Annotated in this window: 21 protein-coding genes; 16 read left to right on the top strand and 5 right to left on the bottom strand. The window is 68.5% G+C overall.

Features of this window, described 5'->3' with window-relative positions; all coding sequences use genetic code 11:
* The first annotated feature begins 14 nt into the window (after positions 1–14).
* The 4 genes from aztB (at position 15) to aztD (ending at position 4,307) form a co-directional block, all read left to right on the top strand.
* Entirely contained in the window at positions 15–869 is an 855-nt protein-coding gene (gene aztB, locus RJ1_RS04120) for a zinc ABC transporter permease AztB (protein WP_073358709.1), read from the top strand.
* 13 nt (positions 870–882) lie between these two features.
* Positions 883–2,157, top strand: a complete 1,275-nt coding sequence (locus tag RJ1_RS04115; protein WP_073358708.1) for an ABC transporter — start codon at positions 883–885, stop codon at positions 2,155–2,157.
* A gap of 5 nt (positions 2,158–2,162) precedes the next feature.
* Positions 2,163–3,074, top strand: coding sequence for a zinc ABC transporter substrate-binding protein AztC (aztC, locus tag RJ1_RS04110; RefSeq protein ID WP_073358707.1), 912 nt, complete (start codon positions 2,163–2,165; stop codon positions 3,072–3,074).
* Between the two features lie 75 nt (positions 3,075–3,149).
* Positions 3,150–4,307 carry a zinc metallochaperone AztD gene (gene aztD / locus RJ1_RS04105; RefSeq protein WP_073358706.1) on the top strand — a complete coding sequence of 386 codons (1,158 nt, stop codon included), beginning with the start codon at positions 3,150–3,152 and terminating at the stop codon, positions 4,305–4,307.
* A 9-nt stretch (positions 4,308–4,316) separates the two neighbouring features.
* Here aztD and RJ1_RS04100 read toward each other — a convergent pair whose 3' ends face one another.
* The 3 genes from RJ1_RS04100 to RJ1_RS04090 are packed head-to-tail and all read right to left on the bottom strand — an operon-like array spanning position 4,317 to position 7,606.
* Positions 4,317–4,736 carry a carboxymuconolactone decarboxylase family protein gene (locus RJ1_RS04100; RefSeq protein WP_073358705.1) on the bottom strand — a complete coding sequence of 140 codons (420 nt, stop codon included), beginning with the start codon at positions 4,734–4,736 and terminating at the stop codon, positions 4,317–4,319.
* A gap of 42 nt (positions 4,737–4,778) precedes the next feature.
* Positions 4,779–6,374 (bottom strand): NAD-dependent epimerase/dehydratase family protein, encoded by a 1,596-nt coding sequence (locus tag RJ1_RS04095; protein WP_073358704.1) that lies wholly within the window; start codon positions 6,372–6,374, stop codon positions 4,779–4,781.
* Positions 6,374–7,606, bottom strand: coding sequence for an aminotransferase class I/II-fold pyridoxal phosphate-dependent enzyme (locus tag RJ1_RS04090; RefSeq protein ID WP_143048926.1), 1,233 nt, complete (start codon positions 7,604–7,606; stop codon positions 6,374–6,376). The genes RJ1_RS04095 and RJ1_RS04090 overlap by 1 nt, the downstream gene beginning before the upstream one ends.
* Before the next feature lie 170 nt (positions 7,607–7,776).
* Between RJ1_RS04090 and RJ1_RS04085 the strand changes: the two genes are divergently transcribed.
* Both RJ1_RS04085 and RJ1_RS04080 read left to right on the top strand, forming a co-directional pair.
* A complete protein-coding gene (locus tag RJ1_RS04085; RefSeq protein ID WP_073358702.1) occupies positions 7,777–8,892 on the top strand; it encodes an acyl-CoA dehydrogenase family protein in 1,116 nt (371 codons plus the stop codon).
* 76 nt (positions 8,893–8,968) lie between these two features.
* Positions 8,969–9,337 carry an MmcQ/YjbR family DNA-binding protein gene (locus tag RJ1_RS04080; protein ID WP_073358701.1) on the top strand — a complete coding sequence of 123 codons (369 nt, stop codon included), beginning with the start codon at positions 8,969–8,971 and terminating at the stop codon, positions 9,335–9,337.
* Here RJ1_RS04080 and RJ1_RS04075 read toward each other — a convergent pair.
* The gene (locus tag RJ1_RS04075; RefSeq protein ID WP_073358700.1) at positions 9,318–10,670 is read right to left on the bottom strand and encodes a TIGR01777 family oxidoreductase; all 1,353 of its coding nucleotides are present in this window, start codon (positions 10,668–10,670) and stop codon (positions 9,318–9,320) included. The two genes, RJ1_RS04080 and RJ1_RS04075, sit on opposite strands and share 20 nt — an antisense overlap.
* A gap of 59 nt (positions 10,671–10,729) precedes the next feature.
* Here RJ1_RS04075 and RJ1_RS04070 point away from each other — a divergent pair, with 59 nt between their 5' ends.
* The gene (locus RJ1_RS04070) at positions 10,730–12,211 is read left to right on the top strand and encodes an SDR family oxidoreductase (RefSeq protein ID WP_073358894.1); all 1,482 of its coding nucleotides are present in this window, start codon (positions 10,730–10,732) and stop codon (positions 12,209–12,211) included.
* On the opposite strand, the gene RJ1_RS04065 is transcribed toward RJ1_RS04070, so the two are convergent.
* Entirely contained in the window at positions 12,190–12,792 is a 603-nt protein-coding gene (locus RJ1_RS04065) for a lipocalin family protein (RefSeq protein ID WP_073358699.1), read from the bottom strand. The genes RJ1_RS04070 and RJ1_RS04065 overlap by 22 nt on opposite strands.
* A 203-nt stretch (positions 12,793–12,995) precedes the next feature.
* On the opposite strand from RJ1_RS04065, the gene RJ1_RS04060 reads away from it, so the two are divergent.
* The 9 genes from RJ1_RS04060 (at position 12,996) to RJ1_RS04020 (ending at position 21,442) form a co-directional block, all read left to right on the top strand.
* Positions 12,996–13,658: a fasciclin domain-containing protein gene (locus tag RJ1_RS04060; RefSeq protein WP_073358698.1), complete on the top strand. Its 663-nt coding sequence runs from the start codon at positions 12,996–12,998 to the stop codon at positions 13,656–13,658.
* 176 nt (positions 13,659–13,834) lie between these two features.
* Positions 13,835–14,482: an alpha/beta hydrolase family protein gene (locus RJ1_RS04055; protein WP_073358697.1), complete on the top strand. Its 648-nt coding sequence runs from the start codon at positions 13,835–13,837 to the stop codon at positions 14,480–14,482.
* Positions 14,475–15,815 (top strand): NAD(P)/FAD-dependent oxidoreductase, encoded by a 1,341-nt coding sequence (locus RJ1_RS04050; protein WP_073358696.1) that lies wholly within the window; start codon positions 14,475–14,477, stop codon positions 15,813–15,815. Before RJ1_RS04055 ends, RJ1_RS04050 begins: the two co-directional genes overlap by 8 nt.
* Entirely contained in the window at positions 15,812–16,552 is a 741-nt protein-coding gene (locus tag RJ1_RS04045) for a DUF1365 domain-containing protein (RefSeq protein WP_073358695.1), read from the top strand. Before RJ1_RS04050 ends, RJ1_RS04045 begins: the two co-directional genes overlap by 4 nt.
* A complete protein-coding gene (locus tag RJ1_RS04040; protein WP_083400634.1) occupies positions 16,549–17,931 on the top strand; it encodes a class I SAM-dependent methyltransferase in 1,383 nt (460 codons plus the stop codon). The genes RJ1_RS04045 and RJ1_RS04040 overlap by 4 nt, the downstream gene beginning before the upstream one ends.
* Complete coding sequence (locus RJ1_RS04035) at positions 17,928–19,238, top strand: class I SAM-dependent methyltransferase (RefSeq protein WP_073358892.1); 1,311 nt, start codon at positions 17,928–17,930, stop codon at positions 19,236–19,238. The genes RJ1_RS04040 and RJ1_RS04035 overlap by 4 nt, the downstream gene beginning before the upstream one ends.
* Positions 19,235–20,035, top strand: a complete 801-nt coding sequence (locus tag RJ1_RS04030) for a DUF1295 domain-containing protein (RefSeq protein ID WP_073358694.1) — start codon at positions 19,235–19,237, stop codon at positions 20,033–20,035. The genes RJ1_RS04035 and RJ1_RS04030 overlap by 4 nt, the downstream gene beginning before the upstream one ends.
* Positions 20,036–20,133: 98 nt before the next feature.
* Positions 20,134–20,712, top strand: coding sequence for a sigma-70 family RNA polymerase sigma factor (locus RJ1_RS04025; RefSeq protein ID WP_073358693.1), 579 nt, complete (start codon positions 20,134–20,136; stop codon positions 20,710–20,712).
* Entirely contained in the window at positions 20,705–21,442 is a 738-nt protein-coding gene (locus tag RJ1_RS04020) for an anti-sigma factor (RefSeq protein WP_073358692.1), read from the top strand. The genes RJ1_RS04025 and RJ1_RS04020 overlap by 8 nt, the downstream gene beginning before the upstream one ends.
* Positions 21,443–21,466: the final 24 nt, after the last annotated feature.

The following is a 21,466-nucleotide window of genomic DNA, read 5'->3' as shown; positions in this document are numbered from 1 at the left end:
GTTAGATTAGCAGGGTGCAGTGGCTACTCGACCCCCTGATGGTGTCCTTCGTCCGGCGTGCGCTCTTCGCGGGAATGCTGGTCTCCGTGCTCTGCGGACTGGTGGGCACGTGGGTCGTGTTGCGCGGCATGGCATTCATGAGCGAGGCCATCTCGCACGGCATGCTGCCGGGCGTGGCCGTCGCCTACCTCGCGGGCGCGAATCTCCTCGTCGGCGCGGCCGCCAGTGCGATCGTCATGATCCTCGGCGTCGCCTGGGTCTCGAAGAACTCGCGACTGTCCGAGGACACCGGGATCGGCCTGCTGTTCGTCGGCATGCTCGCACTCGGCGTCGTGATCGTCTCGCGCGCACGGTCGTTCGCGGTCGATCTCACGTCCTTCCTCTTCGGTGACGTCCTGTCGGCAACCCGGGGCGACCTGATCTGGCTCGCGGCGGCGGCCACCGTCGCCGGCATCATCTCCGTGATCGCGTATCGCCCGTTCGTCGCCCTCGTGTTCGACGAACGCAAGGCCCACACCCTGGGCCTGCATCCCCGGTGGGCGCACCTCGCCCTCCTCGCGCTGGTGGTCCTCGCGGTGGTCGCCTCCTTCCGCATCGTCGGCACCCTGCTCGTGTTCGGACTCCTCGTCGCACCTTCGGCGACCGCGGCACTGTTCGGCCGCTCGATCGGCGCGACGATGGCCATCGCCGTGCTCCTCGGCTGGTCCGCCACGTTCGCCGGGCTGATCGTGTCGTGGAATGCCGACACCGCCGCGGGAGCGACCATCGCCGGACTCGCCGTGCTCCAGTTCTTCGTCGCCGCCCTTGCCCGATCGGCGGCGCGACGGCTCCGACCTGCCGTTTTGCCCACTCCGGTACCCGTTCGATAGATGGAGGACATGAATGCCGAATACGACACTCGCCCGCGCAGCAGTCGCCGCGGTCGCCGCGCTGACCCTCGGCGCCTGCGGATCACCGCCGGAGGAGGCACCCTCCCCCGACGGCCGGAGCCAGCCGGGTAGCGACCTCGCCGCGGAGGCCGGATCCACGGAGGTGGAAGGTCCCGAACCCCGACTCCTCGTGTCGGACGCCGACTCCGGCCGCGTGGACCTGCTCGACCTCGCGACCGCCGAGACGGTCCACTCGTTCGAGTTCGACAACCCGGTGCGCCTGACGACGGTGAAGGACCGGTACGCGTTCGCCGTCGACAGCGCCGGTGGTGCCGTCCATGTCGTGGACGCCGGATCGTGGACCCTCGACCACGGTGACCACACCCACTCGTACACCAAGACCCCCGTCGAACTCGGGGCCCTCGAGGGCAGCAAGCCCGCGCAGGTGACCGAGGGCGACGACAAGGTGGCGACGTTCTTCGACGGCGACGGCGTTGCCCGGGTGATCGACTTCGCCGCGCTCCGCAAGGACAGCATCGACGTCGGAGCCGTCGTGCGGGCAGATGCCCCGCACCACGGTGTCGCCCTGCCGATCGCCGACGGATTCGTGGTGTCGCGCTCATCCCCCGGCGGAACCGATTCCCGCCCCGGCGCGTTCGAGATCCACACCGCGGACGGACAGGTCCAGCAGAGTGTCGACGCGGCCTGCCCACGCCTGCACGGCACGGCCGTGTCCGACTCGTACGCGCTGGGCGCCTGCGACGACGGCCTGCTCCTCGCGACCATCGTCGGCGGCGCGTGGACGTCGGACAAGATCCCCTACCCGGCGGGCATCGGCGCCGCTACCCGCCCGACCACGTTCCGCGGGCACGGCGGACTGCCGGTCCATGTGGCCGCCGCGGGACCGGCCGCCACCAACGACGGTGTGCTGGTCTTCGATTCCCGCACCCGCGCCTGGACGCACATCCGGACTCCTGATCGGGCGATGGACGTCGCATTGTCCGGTGACGGGCGTTCGGTGTTCGCGGTCCTCACGGACGGCACGTTCCGCGTGTACGACGCGCAGTCCGGCGTGGAGACGGCCTCGTCCCGGGTACTGGCCGGCCCCTACGACTGGACCGACGAGTCCGCGACTCCGCCGGTGATCGTCGTCGGCGGTACCCGCGCGTACGTCTCGGATCCCGCGTCGAAGACGGTGGCCGAGGTGGACTTCCGGGACGCCGCACGCGTGGCGAGAACTCTCGACATCGGGATCGCCGCCTCGACCCTCGGCGTGGTCGGGCTGTGAGGGGGATGCGGCGCCTGGTGCCGCTGACCCTCCTGACGGCGCTCGCGGCGCTGTCCGTGACCGCGTGCTCACCCGGAACGTCCGACGGACCGGTCGTGGTCGTGACCACCAACATTCTGGGCGACGTGGTGCAGAACGTGATCGGCGATCAGGCCGACGTGATGGTGCTGATGCCGAGAAACGCCGACCCGCACTCGTTCGAGATCTCCGCGTCCGACGCCGCCCGGGTGGAACGCGCCGACCTCCTCGTCTCCAACGGACTCGGGCTGGAGGAGGGAATCGGCAAGACCGTCGGCGCCGCACGCGCCGAGGGAATCCCGATCCTGCAGGTCGGCGAGGCGCTACGGCCGATCGACTACCGCTCCGGACAGTCGTCGGGCGCTCCGGATCCCCACGTCTGGACCGATCCGGACCGCATGCGCGACGCCGTCGCGCTGATCCGCGACGCCGTGATCGACCACGTGCCGGAGATCGACACCGCCGCCGTCCGCGCCCACGCGGACGGCTACGCGCGGCAACTCGAGAAACTCACCGCCCGGATGACGGACAGATTCGCGGGCATCCCCGCCGATCGACGCAAGCTCGTCACCAATCATCACGTCTTCGGTTATCTGGCAGACCGTTTCGGCTTCACCACGATCGGCGCGGTGATTCCCAGTGGAACCACGCTGGCGTCGCCCAGTGCGTCGGACCTCGTGGATCTCGCCGCGACCATCGCCGCCGCACAGGTCCCGGCGATCTTCGTCGACTCCTCCCAGCCCGATCGTCTCGCGCAGGTTCTGGCCTCGGAAGCCGGGGTTCCCGTCGACGTGATCTCGTTGTTCACGGAGTCTCTGAGCGAAGAGGGCTCGGGCGCAGGCACATACATCGAGATGATGGATTCGAACTCGCTGGCGATCGCGGAGGCGCTGGCGTAGCGACGCATTCACACATGCACACTCACGACTTTGACAACCGTTTGCAATAAGGGGTATTTCTCATGGGTGACCCTTATGCGTAGACCGCACTTCCCCACCTCCGTTGCTGCCGTGGCACTCTCGGCGGCACTTCTGACGTCCTGCTCCACCGACTCCGGCACCGCCGAAGCGACCACCACCGACGCCGCCACACCGCGGCTGGCACTGAGCTACGACGGCGGTGTGCTGATTCTCGACGCGGCGACCCTCGACGTCGTCGGCTCGGCCGAGGTGGACGGCTTCACCCGGCTCAACCCCGCGGGCGACGACCGGCACGTGCTGATCAGCACCGGCAACGCCTTCACCGCTCTCGACACCGCCGAACCCGCCCTCACCGACGTCACGTTCGAGGCGAAGACACCCGGGCACGTCGTCCGGCACGACGGCAAGACGGTGCTGTTCGACGACGGCACCGGGCTGGTCCGGGTGTTCGACCCCGCCGGACTGTCCGAGGGCACACCCGCCACCACCGACTTCACCACGCCGGAGGCGCATCACGGTGTGGCCGTCGAGTTGTCCGACGGCAGCCTGCTCACGACCGTCGGCAACGAGGACGAGCGCACCGGGATCGTCGTACTCGACCGCGACCGCAAGGAGATCGCGCGGAGCGAGGACTGCCCCGGCGTGCACGGCGAGGCCGTCGCCGCCGACGAGACGGTGGTCGTGGGTTGCCAGAACGGCCTGCTGGTCTACCGGGACGGCGTCATCACCAAGGTCACCAGCCCCGACCCCTACGGGCGCATCGGCAACCAGGCCGGGGACGAGGACTCACCGATCCTGCTGGGCGACTACAAGACCGACCCCGACGCCGAACTCGAACGCCCCGAACGGGTCTCCCTCACCGACACCGCCACGGGACAGCTCACCCTCGTCGACCTCGGCACCAGCTACACGTTCCGGTCGCTCGGCCGCGGCCCGCACGGTGTGGCACTTGTCCTCGGCACCGACGGCGCCCTGCACGTGATCGACCCGAACAGCAAGGCGGTGAGCCGGACCGTCGACGTCATCGACGCGTGGACCGAGCCGGACCGGTGGCAGTCGCCGCGACCGTCCCTGTACGTGCAGGACCACACCGCCTACGTGACCGACCCCGCGAACAAGAAGATCCACACGATCGACCTCGAATCGTGGACCGTCTCCGGGCAGGCCGACCTGCCGGAGACCCCGAACGAGATCACCGGCGCCACGGGCTGATTCGGGGCTTCACTCCTGAGATTCCAGCGGTCCCAGTTCCGCGTCGAGCGCCTCCTGCACGACTGCCATCGCCGACAGTCCGGCGGGGGCACCGCAGTAGGCGCTCGCGTGGATCACCGCTTCGACAATCTCGGTGCGGGTCAGACCGTTTCGCAGCGCACCCCGCACGTGCCCCTTCAGTTCGCCGTGGGCGCGCAGGGCGATGAGCATGCCGAGGTTGAGGAGGCTGCGGCTGCGACGGTCGAGTCCCGGCCGATTCCACACGGCACCCCACACGTGCTCGCTGACGAACTCCTGCAACTGCTCGCTGTCCGTCCCCGCCGTCCGGTCGAGTGCACGTTTGACGAAGTCGTGGCCCATCACGTCACGCCGCACCGCCAGACCCGCCTCGACGGCCGCATTCCGTGTGCCGGGTACTTCACTGCTCATGGTTCACTCCTGTTCGCTGCCTCCGACGTCTCGGCGACAACTCTACGAGGCGACCCGATCGGCGCGTGTGAGCGCGACGATGTCCCGGGCGGAGTGCGCATGCGGAAGGTGCTCGAGTCCACCCTCGTACCGCAGCCGGCGCGGGAGCAACCCGTCCGCCGGGTTGACCGCCACGTGGGTCCGCGAGCGCCCGACCTTCGACCGCCAGCGCCCCGGCCGCGACAGGCGCTCGGTGGCGTCACCCACCCGGACCACGTGCGGTGCGGAACCGAACCGGATCCTCGCGTAGCCGAGGGCAACCGCCAGGGCATCGTTCACCCCGGGCATGGTCGCGTGACCGCGCTTCCCGGTGCTCAGCCCGTGTCCGGGCAGGTCCACGACGACGACGTCGACACCGTTTTCCGCCAATTCCGCCGCGAGGGGCGTGAGATACCGTGCGTGGAGTCCGGGTGGTGCAGGCAGGACCACGGTGGCTGCGCCGCCCGATCCCACGGTGGCTGCGCCGCCCGATCCCACGGTGGCTGCGCCGCCCGATCCCACGGTGGCTGCGCCGCCCGACCGCGCCGCGTGGACTTCGGCGTGGACCGCTCCCGTCGCAGCGGGAATCTGGACGTGCTCGAGCCCGCGGCCGTCGACCCCGACGAACTCGGACGCCGGTTCCAGCGCCGCTTCACAGGCGATGCGACGTTCCAGCGCGTCCTCCCGGCGCACCAACGACTTTCCCTGCAGCAGGATCATGACAGCCGCCGACTCCCGGGCCGTCAGCGTCGGTGCCCATCCCGTGGCCTCGATGAGTCGCGTCGAATCGACGACGGTCTCGCCCGCGGTCACCCACTGGCCGGAGAACGCGGTGAGCCCGAGCCGGAACGCGATGTTCGCCGCCACGACCGCCGGCCGCTCGGGCACGTCGAACATCCGTTGACCCTGCATGGCGGCGAGTTCCCGGACGCCCACCCGGTCCCTCGGTCCGAGGTTGAAGGGTCCCACGAGGTCCTGTTTCACGGCGCGGTGGAACGCGTCGGCCATGTCGCGCTGGTGCAGGAACTGGTACGCGGCCTCGTCGGCCCGCGGAAACGCACCGACCGGGCCGGTGAGCTGGTCGATGCCGTCGTTGGAGAAGTCCGGTCCGATGATGTAGGTGGGGCGCAGCATCGAGATCGCCATCTCGCCCGGATGCCGCCGCAGCCACCATTCGGCGTAGTGTTCGACCTCGGCCTTGTCGTGGAAGTAGTACCGGTCCGGATCGCCTGCGGGATAGACGTCTTCGTTCACCGGCTTCGGCCGCAGCTCCGGTCCGTATGCGTTGATGCTCGACGCGATCACGACACGGAGCGCGCCGGCGCGGTAGGCGGAGTCGATGACGTTGCGGGAACCCCGCAGATTGATGTCGTGGGTCGCCGTCTTGTCCCGGATCTCCTCCACCACGAACGCCAGGTGGACGACGGCCTCGCAGCCGCGGAACACGTCCTCGATGCCCGGGTCGCGGATGTCCATCCGGACGGATTCGAGTTTCGGGTGCTCGAGCCGCAGTTCGCGCCTGCCGAGCCCGATCACCGTGTCGATGTCCGGATCGGCCAGCAGCACAGGAAGAATCGCGGCGCCGAAATCGCTCGTCGCACCGGTGACGGCCACCTTCATCACGCCGCGGCCTCCGTGACGGTCTCGGAGATCACGTCCACCGCCCGCCGCAACTGTGCGTCGGTGTGGGTGGCCATGACGCACAGCCGGAGCATCGCACCCGACCGGGGCACCGCGGGATACAGTGCCGCGCTGGTGAACACACCCTTGTCGAACAGTGTGCGCCAGAGCTTCATCGCCTCGAGGTCGTCGCCGATATGGACGGACACGATGGGCGTCACCGTCTCGCGCCCCCCGGGGAGCGGTGACAACGCACCCACGTCGAGGCCGTTGCCCGCGAGCCCGGACCGCAGGGTCGCGGCGTTGTCCAGTGCGCGCCGCGCCCGCTGTTCGCCCTCCTCGCTGCGGATCAGCCGCACCGCCGCGAGCGACGCCCCCACCGCGGCGGGAACACCGGAGGTCGTGAACAGGAAGGCGCGGGCGTTCACCCGCAGTGAGTCGAGGAGGTCGCGGGAGCCGGCGATGAATCCGCCTGTGGAGCTGGGGCTCTTGGACAGTGACGCCATACGGATGTCCGTGTCGCCGTCGATCCCGAGCATTTCGGCGGCGCCGGTTCGCTGTGCGCCGAAGATGCCGAGACTGTGCGCCTCGTCCACCATCAGGGCCGCGCCGTGACGGTCGCACAGTGCGGAGATCGCACCCAGCGGGGCGAGGTCGCCCTCCATCGAATACAACCCGTCCACGATCACCAGCACCGCGCCGTCACCGTCCGCCGTGTCCTCCAGGATGTTCTCCAGGTCGGTGACGTCGTTGTGCCGGAACTTGCGGACGGTGGCGCCGGACAACGCGCACCCGTCGCGAATCGACGCGTGCGCTGCGGAGTCGACGACGACGACGTCATCGACGCCGACGACCGCGCTGATCGTGCCGAGATTCGTTTGATAGCCGGTGGTGAACACCATCGCGTCCTCGGTGCCGTGCCATTCGGCGATTTCCGATTCGAGTTCGAGGTGCAGATCCATGGTGCCGTTCAGGAGCCGGCTTCCGGTGATCGCACCGCCGAACGTGTCGAGAGCGTCCTGCGCGCCCTGCCGGATCGCGGGGTGATCCGCCAGCCCGAGATAGTTGTTGGAACCGAGCATGATCCGGTCCGAGCCTTCCACCTGGACGACGGGCGCGGTCGCGGACTCCATCACGCGGAAGTACGGACTCACGTCCGAGTCGCGGACCGCCCGGAGCAGATCCACCCGGTCGTCGCCACCCAGCCTCTGGATCAACTTGTTCACAGCCATCGATACCAATCTCCTCGCCGTGTGCATGATCGGGATTACTCAGTTGATTCGGAGCGATCGCCGATCCGGTTTGGTGACCGGCGCGACCAAACCCACTCGGCCATCGCTCCGAATGCCCCAATGGATATCCCTGGGAATCCGGAATTTCCGCGAACAACTCGAGGAGTGTCATGACCGCATTGATGGCCCGTGAACACGCAGCGCTGAAGTCCTACCTGCCCGACCTCGCCACCTACCTGGACGAGACACCCCTGCTCACACTGGAAGGCAGAGACAGCGGGGCCATTCGACGCTTCCGGGACGCAGGCGGCACCGCACTGACCATCCCGAAGGAATCCGGTGGGCTCGGGGCTTCCGCGCTGGAGGCCGTGCGGGTGCAACGGGCGATCGGAAGCAGGTCGCCCTCGCTCGGCGCCGCCACCACCATGCACCATCTGTCGCTCGCCACCCTCAACGAGTTCGCGCAGGAGGCTACGGACGACGATCGCGCGCTCATCAAGAGCCTGGTGGAACAACGCGCCATCGTCGCCTCCGGCTTCTCCGAGGGCGTCACCGGGGGCAGCGTCTTCATCCCCACGATGACCGCCACGAAGAAGGGCTCGAGCTACATCGTCAACGGCAGCAAGAAGCCGTGCAGCCTGTCCGGGTCGATGGACCTGCTCACCGCCAGCGTCGAAGTCGACACCGGCGAGAGGGCGATCGCGCTGATCCCCGCCAACACCCCCGGAATCTCCGTGCGACCGTTCTGGGAGAGCTGGATCCTCGCCGGAGCCGAAAGCGACGAGGTGCGCCTAGAAGACGTCGAGGTGCCGGCCGACCTCGTCCTCCTCAACGGCGCCGACGACCCCGACGGACAACACGAGATGACCGGGTACCTGTGGTTCGGGATGCTCGTCACCGCCAACTACCTGGGCGCCGCGAGTGCGTTGCTCGAACGGCTGCTGGCGGCCGGCAAGGACGACTACGAGGGTTACGTGCGCGCCGCCGCCGACGTCGAGAACGCCATGGGCGCTGTCGAGAACATCGCCCGCGCGGTCGACGAAGGCGAACGCGGACAGGACATCTCGGTTCGACTGTTACTGTCCCGCATCGCGATCCGCGACGCACTCGTCCGCGCGTCTTCGGCGGCCGTCGAATCGCTGGGCGGGATCGCGTTCATCAAGTCCTCCGACATCGGCTACCTCGCCGCCGCCGTCCACGCATTCGCCTTCCACCCGCCGTCACGGCGTTCGGTGTCCGAATCGCTGGCCAAATTTCACGCCGGAGACGAGTTCGCCTTCGTCTGACCGCGCCGCCGTCCGGCCTGTCGGTGGTCGGGACTATAACTGTTCCGTACCACCGACCGCCGGCCCAGGAGCTGTCATGCCCACCGAACACGACGTTCGCGCGATGATGCTGGCGTTGCCGGAGGCGCAGGAGATCGTGATCGCCAACTGGGGCGATCAGCCCACCTTCCGCGTGCGCAAGAAGATGTTCGGCCTCGTCGGTTACGGCGCCCCCACCGTCTGCCTCAAGGCGACCAAGGAAACGCAGGCTGCCCTGCTGCAGGAAGACCCCGACGTGTTCCTGGTCGCGCCGTTCTTCGGACGCTACGGGTGGATCGACGTCGTTCTCGACCGCGTCGACACCGACGAGCTGGCCGAACTCGTCGAGGAGGCGTGGCGCCTCACCGCACCGAAACGGGTGGTGGCGGCGTATGACGCGGGGCGCGCTATCCCTCGTCCGACTTGAATCGCCCCAGCTGGTGGCGTAGTGCGGTGTCGAGGTCGGGTCGCCGGAATCGGTGGTCCCGTTCGAGGAGCTTGCCCGGGGTGACGCGCTGATCGGCCAGGGCGAGTTCGCGTGCTCCCTGTTCGCCGAGCAGCAACTTCGGTCCGAAATCGGGTACCGGGAGAAACGCCGGGCGGTGCAGCACCGACGCCAGGACTGCGGTGTACTCCTCGTTGCGCACCGGATTCGGCGCCACCGCGTTCACCGGGCCGCTCAACTCCGAGTCGACGACGGCGCGGTGGTACACGTCGATCAGATCGTCGATGTCGATCCACGACAGCCACTGCGTTCCCGCACCGAGCCGCCCTCCGAGCCCGACCTCGAACAGCGGCCGCTGCAGGCGCAGCACACCCCCGCTCGGGGACTGCACGATCCCGGTGCGGACGTGGACCACCCGCAGCCCGGCGTCGGCGGCCGGCTTCGCCGCGTCCTCCCAGTCCGCCACCACGTCGGCGAGGAACCCGTCACCGCGCTCGTCCTGCTCGTGAAGCTCCTCGTCGCCACGGTCGGGGCCGTAGTACCCGATCGCCGACGCACTGACGAAGATCTTCGGACCCTGCCCGGACGCTGCCGCCACCTCCGCCAGCCGCCGGGTGGGTTCGATCCGACTGTCCCTGATCGCCCGGCGGTGACCGTCGGTGAAGCGGCCCGCGATGGACGCCCCGGCGAGGTGAATCACCGCATCGACCCCGTCGAGCAGGTCCGCGGCCGGCCCATCCGGGTTCCAGCGTCGTTCGTCGGGTGTGGCGGGAGCGCGGCGCACGAGTCGCACCACCCGGTGCCCGCCCGTGCTCAGGAACGCGGTCAGAGCGGAGCCCACGAGACCCGAGCTGCCGGTGACCGCAATCGTCAACGGTCCGGGAAGCTGCGTCGCCGCCCAATGGTGCCGGGCGATGTCGTCGGCAAGTTGGCGGTGCCGGTAGACGAACGTCGATCGAAGGAAGTGGCCGGGCACGATGGTGTCGACCCGGTCGGTGACCCGGGTCCTGCCCTCGGACACGACGTCGAACGTGTGCGTGTGCCGCCACGGCACGAGCAGTCGCAGCGGCAGGGCGGCCGAGTAGTCGACGAACCGGTGTGGAGGGTCGTATTCCTTCGCGTCGTGCTGCGCGATCCAGGTCAGGCCACCGGGCATCCGTAACTCGGCGCGGCCCGATTCCAGAGACTCGGATTCCTTCGCGAGACTCAGTGGCTGCCACGGCGGCGACAGCCGGGCGAACGCTCCGGCCCTCGCGTGCCAGGCGAACAACTCGTCCCGCGAGGCCTCGACCACACTCGAATGCACGATGCCCATGACACGACCTTAGTCGCGATCCAAAAGCACCGCGGTGGCGAAGCCGGTAGCGTATGGGGATGACGCAGTTGCGTGTACTGGTCACTGGCGCCACCGGATACATCGGCGGACGTCTCGCTCCCCGGCTCGCTGCAGCCGGGTACCGCGTGCGGGTGCTGGCGCGGGCGCCCGAAAAACTGACCGACGTTCCGTGGGCGTCCGACGTCGAGGTCGCTCGCGGCGACCTGAGTGATCCCGAATCCCTTTCTGCTGCTTTCGCGGACGTGGACGTCGTCTACTACCTGGTGCACTCGATGGGTGGCTCAGACGAGTTCGAGGAGGCCGAGCGCATCAGCGCGGAGAACGTCGCCGAGGCTGCCCGCACGTCCGGCGTCGGCCGCATCGTCTATCTCGGCGGACTGCATCCCGACTCGGCGGATCTCTCACCCCACCTGCGCTCCCGTACCCAGGTGGGGCAGATTCTCCTCGACTCCGGTGTTCCCACAATGGTTCTGCAGGCGGGTGTGGTCATCGGCTCGGGTTCGGCGTCGTTCGAGATGATCCGGCACCTCACCAACCGGCTGCCCGTGATGACCACTCCGCGCTGGGTGAACAACAGGATCCAGCCGATCGCGGTCCGCGACGTGCTGCATTACCTCGTCGCCGCGGCCGACGCGCCCCTGCCGCGCAGTCGCACGTTCGACATCGGCGGCCCCGACGTCATCCGGTACGGAGAGATGATGCAGACGTACGCCGAGGTCGCCGGCTTGCGTCAGCGGCGCATCCTCGTCCTGCCGGTACTCACCCCGAAACTCGCCGGGCTGTGGATCGGACTGGTCACCCCGATTCCCCGCTCGCTCGGGCGCGCGCTGATCGAATCGCTTCACAACGACGCCGTCGCCGCCGAACACGACATCGACGACGTGATTCCGCCGCCGAAGGAGGGATTGACGACGTACCGGGACGCGGTGCGATTGGCGTTGCGGCGCATCGACAACGGCGAGGTCGAGACGACATGGGCGAGCGCGTCCCCGGTGGGCGCCCCCTCCGACCCATTGCCCTCCGACCCCGACTGGGCCGGCGAGGTCGTCTACACCGACGAACGCACCAAGGACTGCGAGGCGGACGCCGACACACTGTGGAGCGTCGTCGAGAGCATCGGCGGCGAGAACGGCTGGTACTCGTTCCCGCTCGCCTGGTCGGTGCGCGGCTGGCTCGACCGTGTGGTCGGCGGTGTCGGGCTCACCCGCGGACGCCGGAACCCGAAGCAGCTCAACACCGGTGACCCGCTGGACTTCTGGCGCGTCGAACGCATCGAACGGGGAACGCTGCTACGGCTGCGTGCCGAGATGCGGGCGCCGGGCGGGGCGTGGCTCGAATGGCGTGTCCACCGAGTGGACCCCGACCGGTCCCGGCTCGATCAGCGGGCGATCTTCTTCCCGAAAGGTGTGGCCGGGCGGTTGTATTGGTACTCCATCCTTCCGTTCCACGGCATCATCTTCAAAGGCATGATGGAGAACATCACCGGCTCCGCGGCCCGTCAGACCGTGCAGAGCGGCTGAATTCCCTCTCGGCCGCCGGTGGCCGGGGACGTCAGCAGCAGGCACGAGTTGTAGCCGCGTGACTCCACCACCTGCCGGATCTGCGTCCACCCAGCTTCGTCCACCGCCGGCGTGCGGGAGAGGACGAAACCCGACGCCCGTGCCGGATCGCCGACGAGCGCCCACGAGTAGTCGTCGGCGACGTAGGTGACCACGTAGTTGGTGGGTCCGTCCGCCGAACTCTGGAACGGCACGTCCGGGAAGCTCACGTGGAGTTGCGCATTGGTGACCGGATCGTTGACGCGAGCATTGCCGGTGATGCCGTTGGTTCCTCCCGCCCACGTGGTGCACGAGTTGGCGACGCTGACGTTCGACGGATCGACGAGCCCGTACGTCGCCTTCGTGTCCCGCGCACAGTCCAGGTTGAACGGCTGTGGCACAGCGGCCAACTGGTACCACGTGCCGAGGTACCGCTGGACGTCGAGGGACGGAACGGGTGCGAGCGCACCGGGCTGAGCCTGCGCCGGGCTCGCGATCAGCACCGCCGCTGCTGCCGCGGTCAACAGTCCTGCGGCGAATCCACGTGCCTTCGAGAGTGTCATCTCGGATCCTTTCACGATAGTGCGGTCGAAAACTGGCAGCCGAAACAGAGGGCCGGTGAAACACCCTCTCACCGGGCATTCGGCGCCTCCTCCGAATCGGATGGGTCGACGCCGGAAGATACTCGACCCATCCGCCGCGGAGAGTGCTCCGAATGCCTGTCGATGGTGCTCATCCGCACCCACACCGGAGAGAGGCAAATCTGATGAAGATCAGCACACGAGTCCTGGCAGTCGCAGCGAGCACGTCCCTGGTCCTGATGGGCGCAGCGTGTTCGTCGGACGACAGCGACTCGTCGAGCAGCAGCAGCTCGGAGGACATGACGTCCGAGTCGATGTCGTCCGGTTCGATGACCTCGTCCGCGATGGCCGATCCCGCTGCCAACCTGGTCGGCCCCGGTTGCGCCGAGTACGCGAAGACGGTCCCGGACGGTGCCGGTTCGGTCAGCGGCATGGCGCAGGATCCGGTCGCGACGGCCGCGTCCAACAACCCGCTGCTCACCACGCTCACCGCCGCGGTGTCCGGTCAGCTCAACCCGCAGGTCAACCTCGTCGACACGCTGAACAGCGGACAGTTCACGGTGTTCGCGCCGGTGGATGCCGCGTTCGCGAAGGTCGACCCCGCCACGATCGAGACTCTCAAGACCGACCCGGCGCTGCTCACCAAGGTCCTGACCTACCACGTCGTCCCCGGTCAGATCGCGCCGAGCGACATCGACGGCGAGCACACGACCGTCGAGGGTGGCACGGTCACCGTCACCGGTTCGGGTGACGACCTGAAGGTCAACGACGCCGGCGTCATCTGCGGTGGCGTCCAGACCGCCAACGCCACGGTGTACCTGGTCGACTCCGTCCTGATGCCCCAGTAGGCAGCCTCTCCTCACAGTTCTCCGCGCCCGGCGGCATCGGTCCCACACCGATGCCGCCGGGTTTTCCCGCGTGTTCCCCACGTGAGTGCCAATGTGTGTTCGGGCACGCATTGGCACTCACGTGGGCGGGGGGTGGGTCCGCCCATCCGACGCAAAGTCAGCTCCGAATAATTGATATGGACAACGGCTCAGCCACCGCCCCGGCGTACGTACTCGTGTTGCCCGGCGGGAAACCTCGCAGCGCGGCGCCCTCACGGTTCTGGCACCTGTCGAATCTGCGGATGGCGTGGATGGCCCGGTCTCTGAGGTCGACGCTCGGACGGCACGGGATCGCCGTGGCGCGGTTGCAGTATCGGGTCCGGGGTTGGAACGCCCCCGACAACAGCCCCGTCCACGACGCTCGGATCGCCCTCGAGCGGGCCCGACTGCGGTTCGGGGACGTCCCCGTCGCCGTCGTCGGACATTCGATGGGCGGCCGCGTCGCGGCGCACCTCGCCGCCGTCCACAACGTCCGGGCGGTCGCCGCGCTCGCACCCTGGTGGCCCGAGTCCGACGGCGACCTGGTGCCTGCCGACCGCAGCCTGATGGTCGTGCACGGCACCGCCGACCGCTGGACGGATCCGACGTCGTCGCGGGTTCAGACCGAACGGGCGCTGGCTCGTGGGGTGAACGCCTCGTGGACTCCCCTGACGGGAGCCGGACACTTCATGCTCACCCGGCCCCGGTGGTGGCATCGGATCACCGCCGATTTCGTACTCGACGCCTTCGCCGCCGAGGGCGTCGTCACCGCGACGACAGACCAGAAAGCAGGTCGCAATGCATGATTCGGAGAAGCTCGAACGCAGGAACGTCGCCGTGATCGGTAGCGGCGTCGCGGGTTTGACCGCCGCCTACGTTCTCTCCCGCCACGACCGCGTCACCCTCTACGAGGCCGACGCCCGTCTCGGCGGCCACGCCCACACCCACCACCTGACGCTCGACTCGGGCGCGGAAGTGGACGTCGACACGGGCTTCATCGTGCACAACGACCGCACCTACCCCACCCTGCTCCGCCTGTTCGCCGAACTCGACGTGGCCACCCAGGATTCGGACATGTCGATGTCGATCCGATCCGACGTGAGCGGCCTCGAATACGCGGGAGCGAAGGGAATCCGCGGGCTGTTCCCCACGACCCGCACTCTGGCGCGACCGCGGTACTGGCGCATGCTCGGCGAGGTCCTCCGGTTCCACCGCTGCGCCCGCGCGGTCCTGGACGCCCCCGGCGACCGGGACGGCGCACTGGAATCGCTGGGTGACTTCTTGAGCCGCAACGGTTTCAGCCCGTACTTCGTCGAGAACTTCATGACGCCGTTGGTCGCGGCGGTGTGGTCGTGCGATCCCACGACGACCGCGTACTACCCGGCCCGGTACCTGTTCTCGTTCCTCGATCACCACGGAATGCTCACCGTGTTCGGGTCTCCCACCTGGCGCACGGTGACCGGCGGGTCGGCGCGCTACGTCGAGAAGGTGGCGGCACACCTCGACGAGATTCTCCTCGACACCCCCGTCCAGCAGGTCGAACGCACCCCGGACGGCGGCGCGTGCGTCGTCGACGGCCGCGGGGACGTTCGATACTTCGACGCCGTGGTGGTGGCCGTGCACCCCCGCCAGGCCCTCGCCATGCTCGGCGACGCGTCGGAACTCGAGACCGAGATCCTCGGCGACATGCCGTATTCGGTGAACCACGCTCAGCTCCACACCGACGAATCGTTGCTGCCCCGCGCGGAGAACGCCCGCGCGTCGTGGAACTACCTGACACAAGCCGACAGCGTCGACGCGACCGGCGTGATCGTCACCTACGACATGACCCGGCTCATGCGCCTGGACACGGTGCGCGACCGGCGGTTCCTCGTCACGCTCGGTGGGAAACGCCTGGTCGACCCGTCGACGGTTCTCGCCGAGATGACGTACGAGCACCCCGTTTACACGCCCGATTCCGTTGCCGCGCAGTCGCGGCTGCACGAGCTCGGTTCCGGGACGTTCGCTTTCGCGGGCGCGTACCACGGCTGGGGCTTCCACGAGGACGGGGCGCTCTCCGGTCTGCGTGCCGCCGAGCGGATCGGCGGATCGTGGGACGCGCGGGTCGGGCGACATCACGAACGGGAGACGGTGTCGTGACGGCGCCGGCGATCTACTCGACGCGGATCCGGCACGCGCGCACCGAACCGGTCCGCAACAGTTTCGAGTACACGAGCTACAGCTGGTACGTCGACGTCGACGACCTCCCGCAGTTCCCCGGATGGCTGGGACCGTTCGCCCGTTTCCGCGCCGAGGACCATTTCGAGGCGAATCCCGGTGCCGGCGCGGACACGCTGCGCGCACGGGTCGACGCCGTCCTCGCCGCGCACGGCGTCGACCTCCGCGGCGGCCGCGTGACCGCCCTCCTCAATGCGCGGGTGCTCGGCTACGTGTTCAACCCGCTCAGTGTGTACTGGTGCCACGACGCCGACGGCCGCCTGCGGTGTGTGATCGCCGAGGTGCACAACACGTACGGTCAGCGGCACGCCTACCTCATCCGGCCCGGCGGCAGCGACCGCGCCGAGGTGGAGAAGCAGTTCTACGTCTCACCGTTCAACGACGTGAGCGGCCGTTACGACATGCGGTTCCCCGAGCCCGGCGACACGCTCTCCCTGAACGTGGTGCTCCACCGGGACGGGCACGCCCCGTTCACCGCGACCGTGCGCGGGACGCGGCAACCGGCCACCCGACGTGCGGTCCTGAGGACTCAACTACGCACTCCCCTGGCACCTCTCGTGGTGTCGGCTCGCATCCGCATCCAGGGAATCACTTTGTGGGCCCGTGGACTCCCCGTCACGGCTCGGCCCGACGGCCGGCAGAAGGAGACAGTTCAGTGAGAAGGAACAAGGACACCGACATGGACCGTTCGCCCGCCGTGAGCACCGCCGACCTCGCAGTCACAGCCGAGGACCCACGGATCGACAACCGGATCTGGCCCGGGCTGGCCGACGTGCCGACCGGTCCGCGCGCCACGGTGTCGGCGAAGGTCGCCGACCGACTGTTCCGCCGCGCCGCCGCCGACCTCGGCGTCCGCATCGAGTACCCCGACGGCACCCTGGTCGGTGCGCACAGGGAGCAGGAAATACTGCCGCGCATGATCATCCGCAACCCCGATGCGTTCGCGCGGCGGGTCGGGACGGGTGGGCTCATCGGATTCGGCGAGTCGTACATGGCCGGCGACTGGACGTCCCCGGACCTCGCCGCCGTCCTGAGCGTGTTCGCCTCGCGGATGGCGACTCTGATTCCCCGCCCGCTGCAACGGTTGCGCGCACTGTACGTCGCCAAACACCCGGCCCAGGAACGCAACACCGAGAAGAACACCCGCTCCAACATCTCCCGGCACTACGACCTGTCCAACGAGATGTTCGAGACCTTCCTCGACGAGACGCTGACGTACTCGAGCGCGCTGTTCTCGTCGACCCCCACCCGGGTGGCGCAGGTACGGGACGTGACGGTCCTGCGGGCACCCGTCCCGCAGATCACCCCTCGGTGGGACGACTTCGCGGACGCGCAGTGCCGCAAGATCGATCGGCTGCTCGACGAGGCCGGTGTCGGCGCGGGCACCAGGCTGCTCGAGGTCGGGACCGGCTGGGGCGAACTGTGCATCCGGGCTGCGGAACGCGGCGCGGTGGTCCGCTCGGTGACGTTGTCGAGCGAGCAGCAGAGCCTGGCCCGCCGCCGCGTCGCCGAAGCCGGACACTCGGACGCCGTGCAGATCGACCTGCTCGACTATCGCAACGTGGACGGCGAGTACGACGCCATCGTGTCGGTCGAGATGATCGAGGCCGTCGGGCATCAGTACTGGGCCACCTACTTCCGGGTGCTCGACAAGCTCCTCGCGCCGGGCGGAAGGGTTGCTCTGCAGGCGATCACCATGCCTCACGATCGGATGCTGCAGACCCGCAACACCTACACCTGGGTGCACAAGTACATCTTCCCCGGCGGGTTCCTGCCGTCGACCGAGGCGATCGAATCCGTCACCGCCGAGCACACGTCGCTGCGGGTGCGGGAGCGGCTGAGCATGGGACAGCACTACGCGGAGACGCTGCGGCTGTGGAAGGAGCGGTTCGCCGCGCACAGTGTGCATGCGGAGGACCTCGGATTCGACGAGACGTTCCGTCGCATGTGGCACTTCTACCTCTGCTACTCGGAGGCCGGCTTCCGGTCGGGGTACATCGACGTCCAGCAGCTCGTCCTCGACAAGACGGGAGCCTGACCGTGACCGTTGCCGAAGAACTCGACAAGGCGTTGCGCCCGCTCGTCCGCGGCGACCTGCCCGTGCATCTGACCGCGTGGGACGGCAGCACCGCCGGACCGGTGACGGCACCGAAGGTGGTGCTCCGCAGTCCCTACGCGCTGCGCCGATTGCTGTGGAACCCGGGCGAACTCGGAGCCGCGCAGGCCTACGTGACGGGTGAGATCGACGTCGAGGGCGACCTCGGCGAGGCCCTGGCACACGTGTGGGCGGTGGCCCGCGAACGGGGGCTGAGCGGAGTCCGGCCCGGCCCGGCGACGATCGCGAAGGTGCTGCGTGTGGCCGCGAAGCTGGGCGTGGTGGGAGGGCCGCTGCCCGCACCCGCGACGCAGGCGAACCTTCGCGGCCGGTTGCACAGTGTGCTGCGCGACCGCGCCGCGATCAGCCACCACTACGATCTGTCCAACGATTTCTACGCGCTGGTCCTGGACCCACAGATGGCGTACTCGTGCGCCTACTTCACCCGGAATGCGCCGGGAGCGCCGGAGGATTCGGACTACGGACTCGAGGACGCGCAGCGGGACAAGCTCGACCTGGTGTGCCGGAAGGTCGGTCTCGAACCCGGCATGCGACTGCTCGACGTAGGCTGCGGCTGGGGGTCGCTGAGCCTCCACGCCGCCGCCGAACACGGTGCACAGGTCGTCGGTGTCACCATCTCCCGCGAGCAGAAGGCGTTCATCGACGCACGGATCGCCGAGCGAGGATTGCAGGACCGCGTCGAGATCCGTCTGCAGGACTACCGCGAGGTCCCCGACGGCCCGTTCGACGCCGTCGCCTCCCTCGAAATGGGTGAGCACGTGGGCGAGAAGAACTACGCCCGGTACGCGCAGGCCCTGTACGACAACGCGAAACCCGGCGCGCGGGTACTGATCCAGCAGATGTCGCGCACCGGACGCCATCCCGGCGGCGGCCCGTTCATCGAGTCGTTCATCGCTCCCGACATGACCATGCGTCCGGTCGGAGAGAGCGTCGCGTACCTCGAACGAGCCGGGCTCGAGGTACGCGACGTGCACGGTCTGCGCGAACATTACGTCTGGACCGTCGACGCCTGGCTGGAGAAGTTCGAGTCCCGCTGGGACGATGTCGTCGCGATGGTCGGGCTGGAGATGGCCCGGGTGTGGCGGCTGTACCTCGTCGGCGGTGGAATGAGTTTCGCGCAGGGCCGGATGGGTGTCGATCAGATCCTGTCCGTGAAGCCGACCGCGGCCGGTCAGTCGCTGATGCCCGCCGTGCGGGTCGACTCCACGGGAACCGGTGTGCCGCGATGAACGGCTTCGACTGGTCGCACTTCGCCGCCGTATCCGCGGCGAGTCTGCTGGTGCTCGCCGTGCTGCAGGCCGCGACGTTCCTCGTCGGTCGCCGGATCGGACGCTACAACGTCGTCGACGTGTCCTGGGGTCTCGGCTTCGTCCTCGTGGCGCTCGTCGCCGCGGTGGTCGGCGACGGTGACGCCCTCCGCCGGTGCCTGGTGGTGGTGCTCGTCGCGGTGTGGGGTCTGCGGCTGACCTGGCACATGTACGCGAAGTCCGCAGGGAAGGGCGAGGACCCGCGGTACGAGGAGATGCTGGAGCGGGCCGGCGGCGACTCGCCCGGTGTCGTGATCAGGAAGATCTTCCTCACGCAGGGGCTCGCGCAGTGGTTCGTCTCGCTGCCGCTGCAGGTGTCGGCCGTCGTCGGTCCCGCGTCCGGGCTCGGCATGGTCGTCGCGGTGCTCGGTGTCGTCCTGTGGGTGGTGGGCATCGTGTTCGAGGCCGTCGGCGACCACCAGTTGAAGCGGTTCAAAGCGGACCCGTCCCACAAGGGCGAGATCATGGACGTCGGCCTGTGGGCATGGACGCGGCACCCGAACTACTTCGGCGATTCCTGCGTCTGGTGGGGGCTGTGGCTCATCGCCGCGAGCGTGTGGCCCGGCGCCGTCACCGTGCTGTCTCCCCTGGTCATGACCTACTTCCTGGTGTTCGCGACCGGGGCGAGGCTGCTCGAGAAGTCGATGTCGCAGCGTCCCGGCTACCCCGATTACCAGCAGCGAACCAGCTACTTCCTCCCCTTGCCGCCGAAGCGGTGAGCGCCATGCCGGCATCGCTCGCACCCCCAGGGGTCCGATCCTCGTCACACCGGTCGCGACCTGCGATTAGGCTGTGGATCGATGAACGGAATGGGCCGATGACCGGCGTCGACAGGGACACGGAGAACGTGACGCTGACGGCGTTGCTGGCGCGTATCGCGAACGGCGAGCGGGATGCCTTCAGTGATTTCTACGAACGCACCAGCACGCGGGTGTACGGCATGGTGCTGCGGGTACTGCGCGATCCCGGATACAGCGAGGAAACCACCCAAGAGGTGTACCTCCAGGTCTGGAACAACGCCGCGAAATTCGATCCGAAGCAGGGGTCGCCGCTGTCGTGGCTGATCACCCTGGCCCACCGCCGCGCCGTCGACCGGGTGCGGTCCGAGCAGTCCGGCTCCGAACGCGAAGCCGCCTACGGCGCCTCGAGTTGGTACGGACCGTTCGACGCGGTGTCGGAGGAAGTCACCCGCCGAGGTGATACCAGCGACGTCGTCGACTGCCTGGGCACGCTCACCGAGGTCCAGCAGAAAACGGTGGTCCTCGCCTATTACGGAGGGCTGACGTACCGCGAGGTGTCGGAACGGTTGTCCGTGGCGCTTCCCACGGTGAAATCACGAATTCGAGACGGATTGATCAGGCTCAAGCAATGTCTGGGGGTGCAGTTCGATGGATGACTCCGAGCACGACATCCTCGACCTCGCTCAGGTGTACGCATTGGACGCCGTCGACGAACAGCAGCGCCTCGAAATCGACACCGCGGTGCGGAACGCACCGCCCCAGGTGCGCCTCGAATTCGACACCGCCGTGCGCGGCGTGCACGAGACGATGGCCGCCCAGTCGGCGTCCACCGCAGTCGACCCGCCCGCGTATCTGCTCGGGCGGATACTGGAAGCACTGCCCGGCACTGCCGCCGCACCCGCACCGATAGCGCTGGACGAGGTTCGTGCACGCAAGCGCAGGCGTCTCGTGGCGGCGTTGAGTGCGGCGGCCGCGGTCGTCGTCCTCGCTGTGGGTGGCATCACCGTCGCCCAGCAATTGCAGAGCGAGGAGGGCCAACCCGTGCCCGCGCAGATCCTCGCGGCCGACGACGTCCGCACGGCCGTGGCACCGATCGCCGGTGGCGGTTCGGCCACCGTCGTGTTCTCCAAGGACGTCGACGCCGGCGTGCTCGTGATGAACGACGTCCCGCCGCCCGAGCCCGGTTCGGTCTATCAGATGTGGCTGCTCGGACCGTCCCACGAGCCGGTGTCCGCCGGAATCATGGAGGCCGACGACGTCTCACCGTCGACGACCGCGGTCGTGAACGACATCGACCAGTCCACCGCACTCGGGTTCAGTGTGGAGCCGCCCGGCGGTTCCACCCAGCCCACCGGCGACATCTTCGCGACGGTCGACCTCACCTGATACGTGAGTGGCGATGCGTGCCGG

Source organism: Rhodococcus jostii NBRC 16295 (genome assembly GCF_001894825.1).
Taxonomy (GTDB): domain Bacteria; phylum Actinomycetota; class Actinomycetes; order Mycobacteriales; family Mycobacteriaceae; genus Rhodococcus_F; species Rhodococcus_F jostii.
Note: the sequence above shows the minus strand (reverse complement) of the source record. Positions and strands in the feature narration are given on the sequence as shown.

Bases quoted from the DNA above. Each gene is read 5' to 3' on its own strand.
- RJ1_RS04050 (WP_073358696.1), top strand. From the start codon at position 14,475: ATGCATGATTCGGAGAAGCTCGAACGCAGGAACGTCGCCGTGATCGGT.
- RJ1_RS04095 (WP_073358704.1), bottom strand. From the start codon at position 6,374: ATGAAGGTGGCCGTCACCGGTGCGACGAGCGATTTCGGCGCCGCGATT.
- RJ1_RS04055 (WP_073358697.1), top strand. From the start codon at position 13,835: ATGGACAACGGCTCAGCCACCGCCCCGGCGTACGTACTCGTGTTGCCC.
- RJ1_RS04065 (WP_073358699.1), bottom strand. From the start codon at position 12,792: ATGACACTCTCGAAGGCACGTGGATTCGCCGCAGGACTGTTGACCGCG.
- RJ1_RS04085 (WP_073358702.1), top strand. From the start codon at position 7,777: ATGACCGCATTGATGGCCCGTGAACACGCAGCGCTGAAGTCCTACCTG.
- RJ1_RS04060 (WP_073358698.1), top strand. From the start codon at position 12,996: ATGAAGATCAGCACACGAGTCCTGGCAGTCGCAGCGAGCACGTCCCTG.
- RJ1_RS04070 (WP_073358894.1), top strand. From the start codon at position 10,730: ATGACGCAGTTGCGTGTACTGGTCACTGGCGCCACCGGATACATCGGC.
- RJ1_RS04025 (WP_073358693.1), top strand. From the start codon at position 20,134: ATGACCGGCGTCGACAGGGACACGGAGAACGTGACGCTGACGGCGTTG.
- RJ1_RS04090 (WP_143048926.1), bottom strand. From the start codon at position 7,606: ATGGCTGTGAACAAGTTGATCCAGAGGCTGGGTGGCGACGACCGGGTG.
- aztD (WP_073358706.1), top strand. From the start codon at position 3,150: ATGCGTAGACCGCACTTCCCCACCTCCGTTGCTGCCGTGGCACTCTCG.
- RJ1_RS04030 (WP_073358694.1), top strand. From the start codon at position 19,235: ATGAACGGCTTCGACTGGTCGCACTTCGCCGCCGTATCCGCGGCGAGT.
- RJ1_RS04100 (WP_073358705.1), bottom strand. From the start codon at position 4,736: ATGAGCAGTGAAGTACCCGGCACACGGAATGCGGCCGTCGAGGCGGGT.
- RJ1_RS04075 (WP_073358700.1), bottom strand. From the start codon at position 10,670: ATGGGCATCGTGCATTCGAGTGTGGTCGAGGCCTCGCGGGACGAGTTG.
- aztC (WP_073358707.1), top strand. From the start codon at position 2,163: ATGCGGCGCCTGGTGCCGCTGACCCTCCTGACGGCGCTCGCGGCGCTG.
- RJ1_RS04080 (WP_073358701.1), top strand. From the start codon at position 8,969: ATGCCCACCGAACACGACGTTCGCGCGATGATGCTGGCGTTGCCGGAG.
- RJ1_RS04020 (WP_073358692.1), top strand. From the start codon at position 20,705: ATGGATGACTCCGAGCACGACATCCTCGACCTCGCTCAGGTGTACGCA.
- RJ1_RS04115 (WP_073358708.1), top strand. From the start codon at position 883: ATGCCGAATACGACACTCGCCCGCGCAGCAGTCGCCGCGGTCGCCGCG.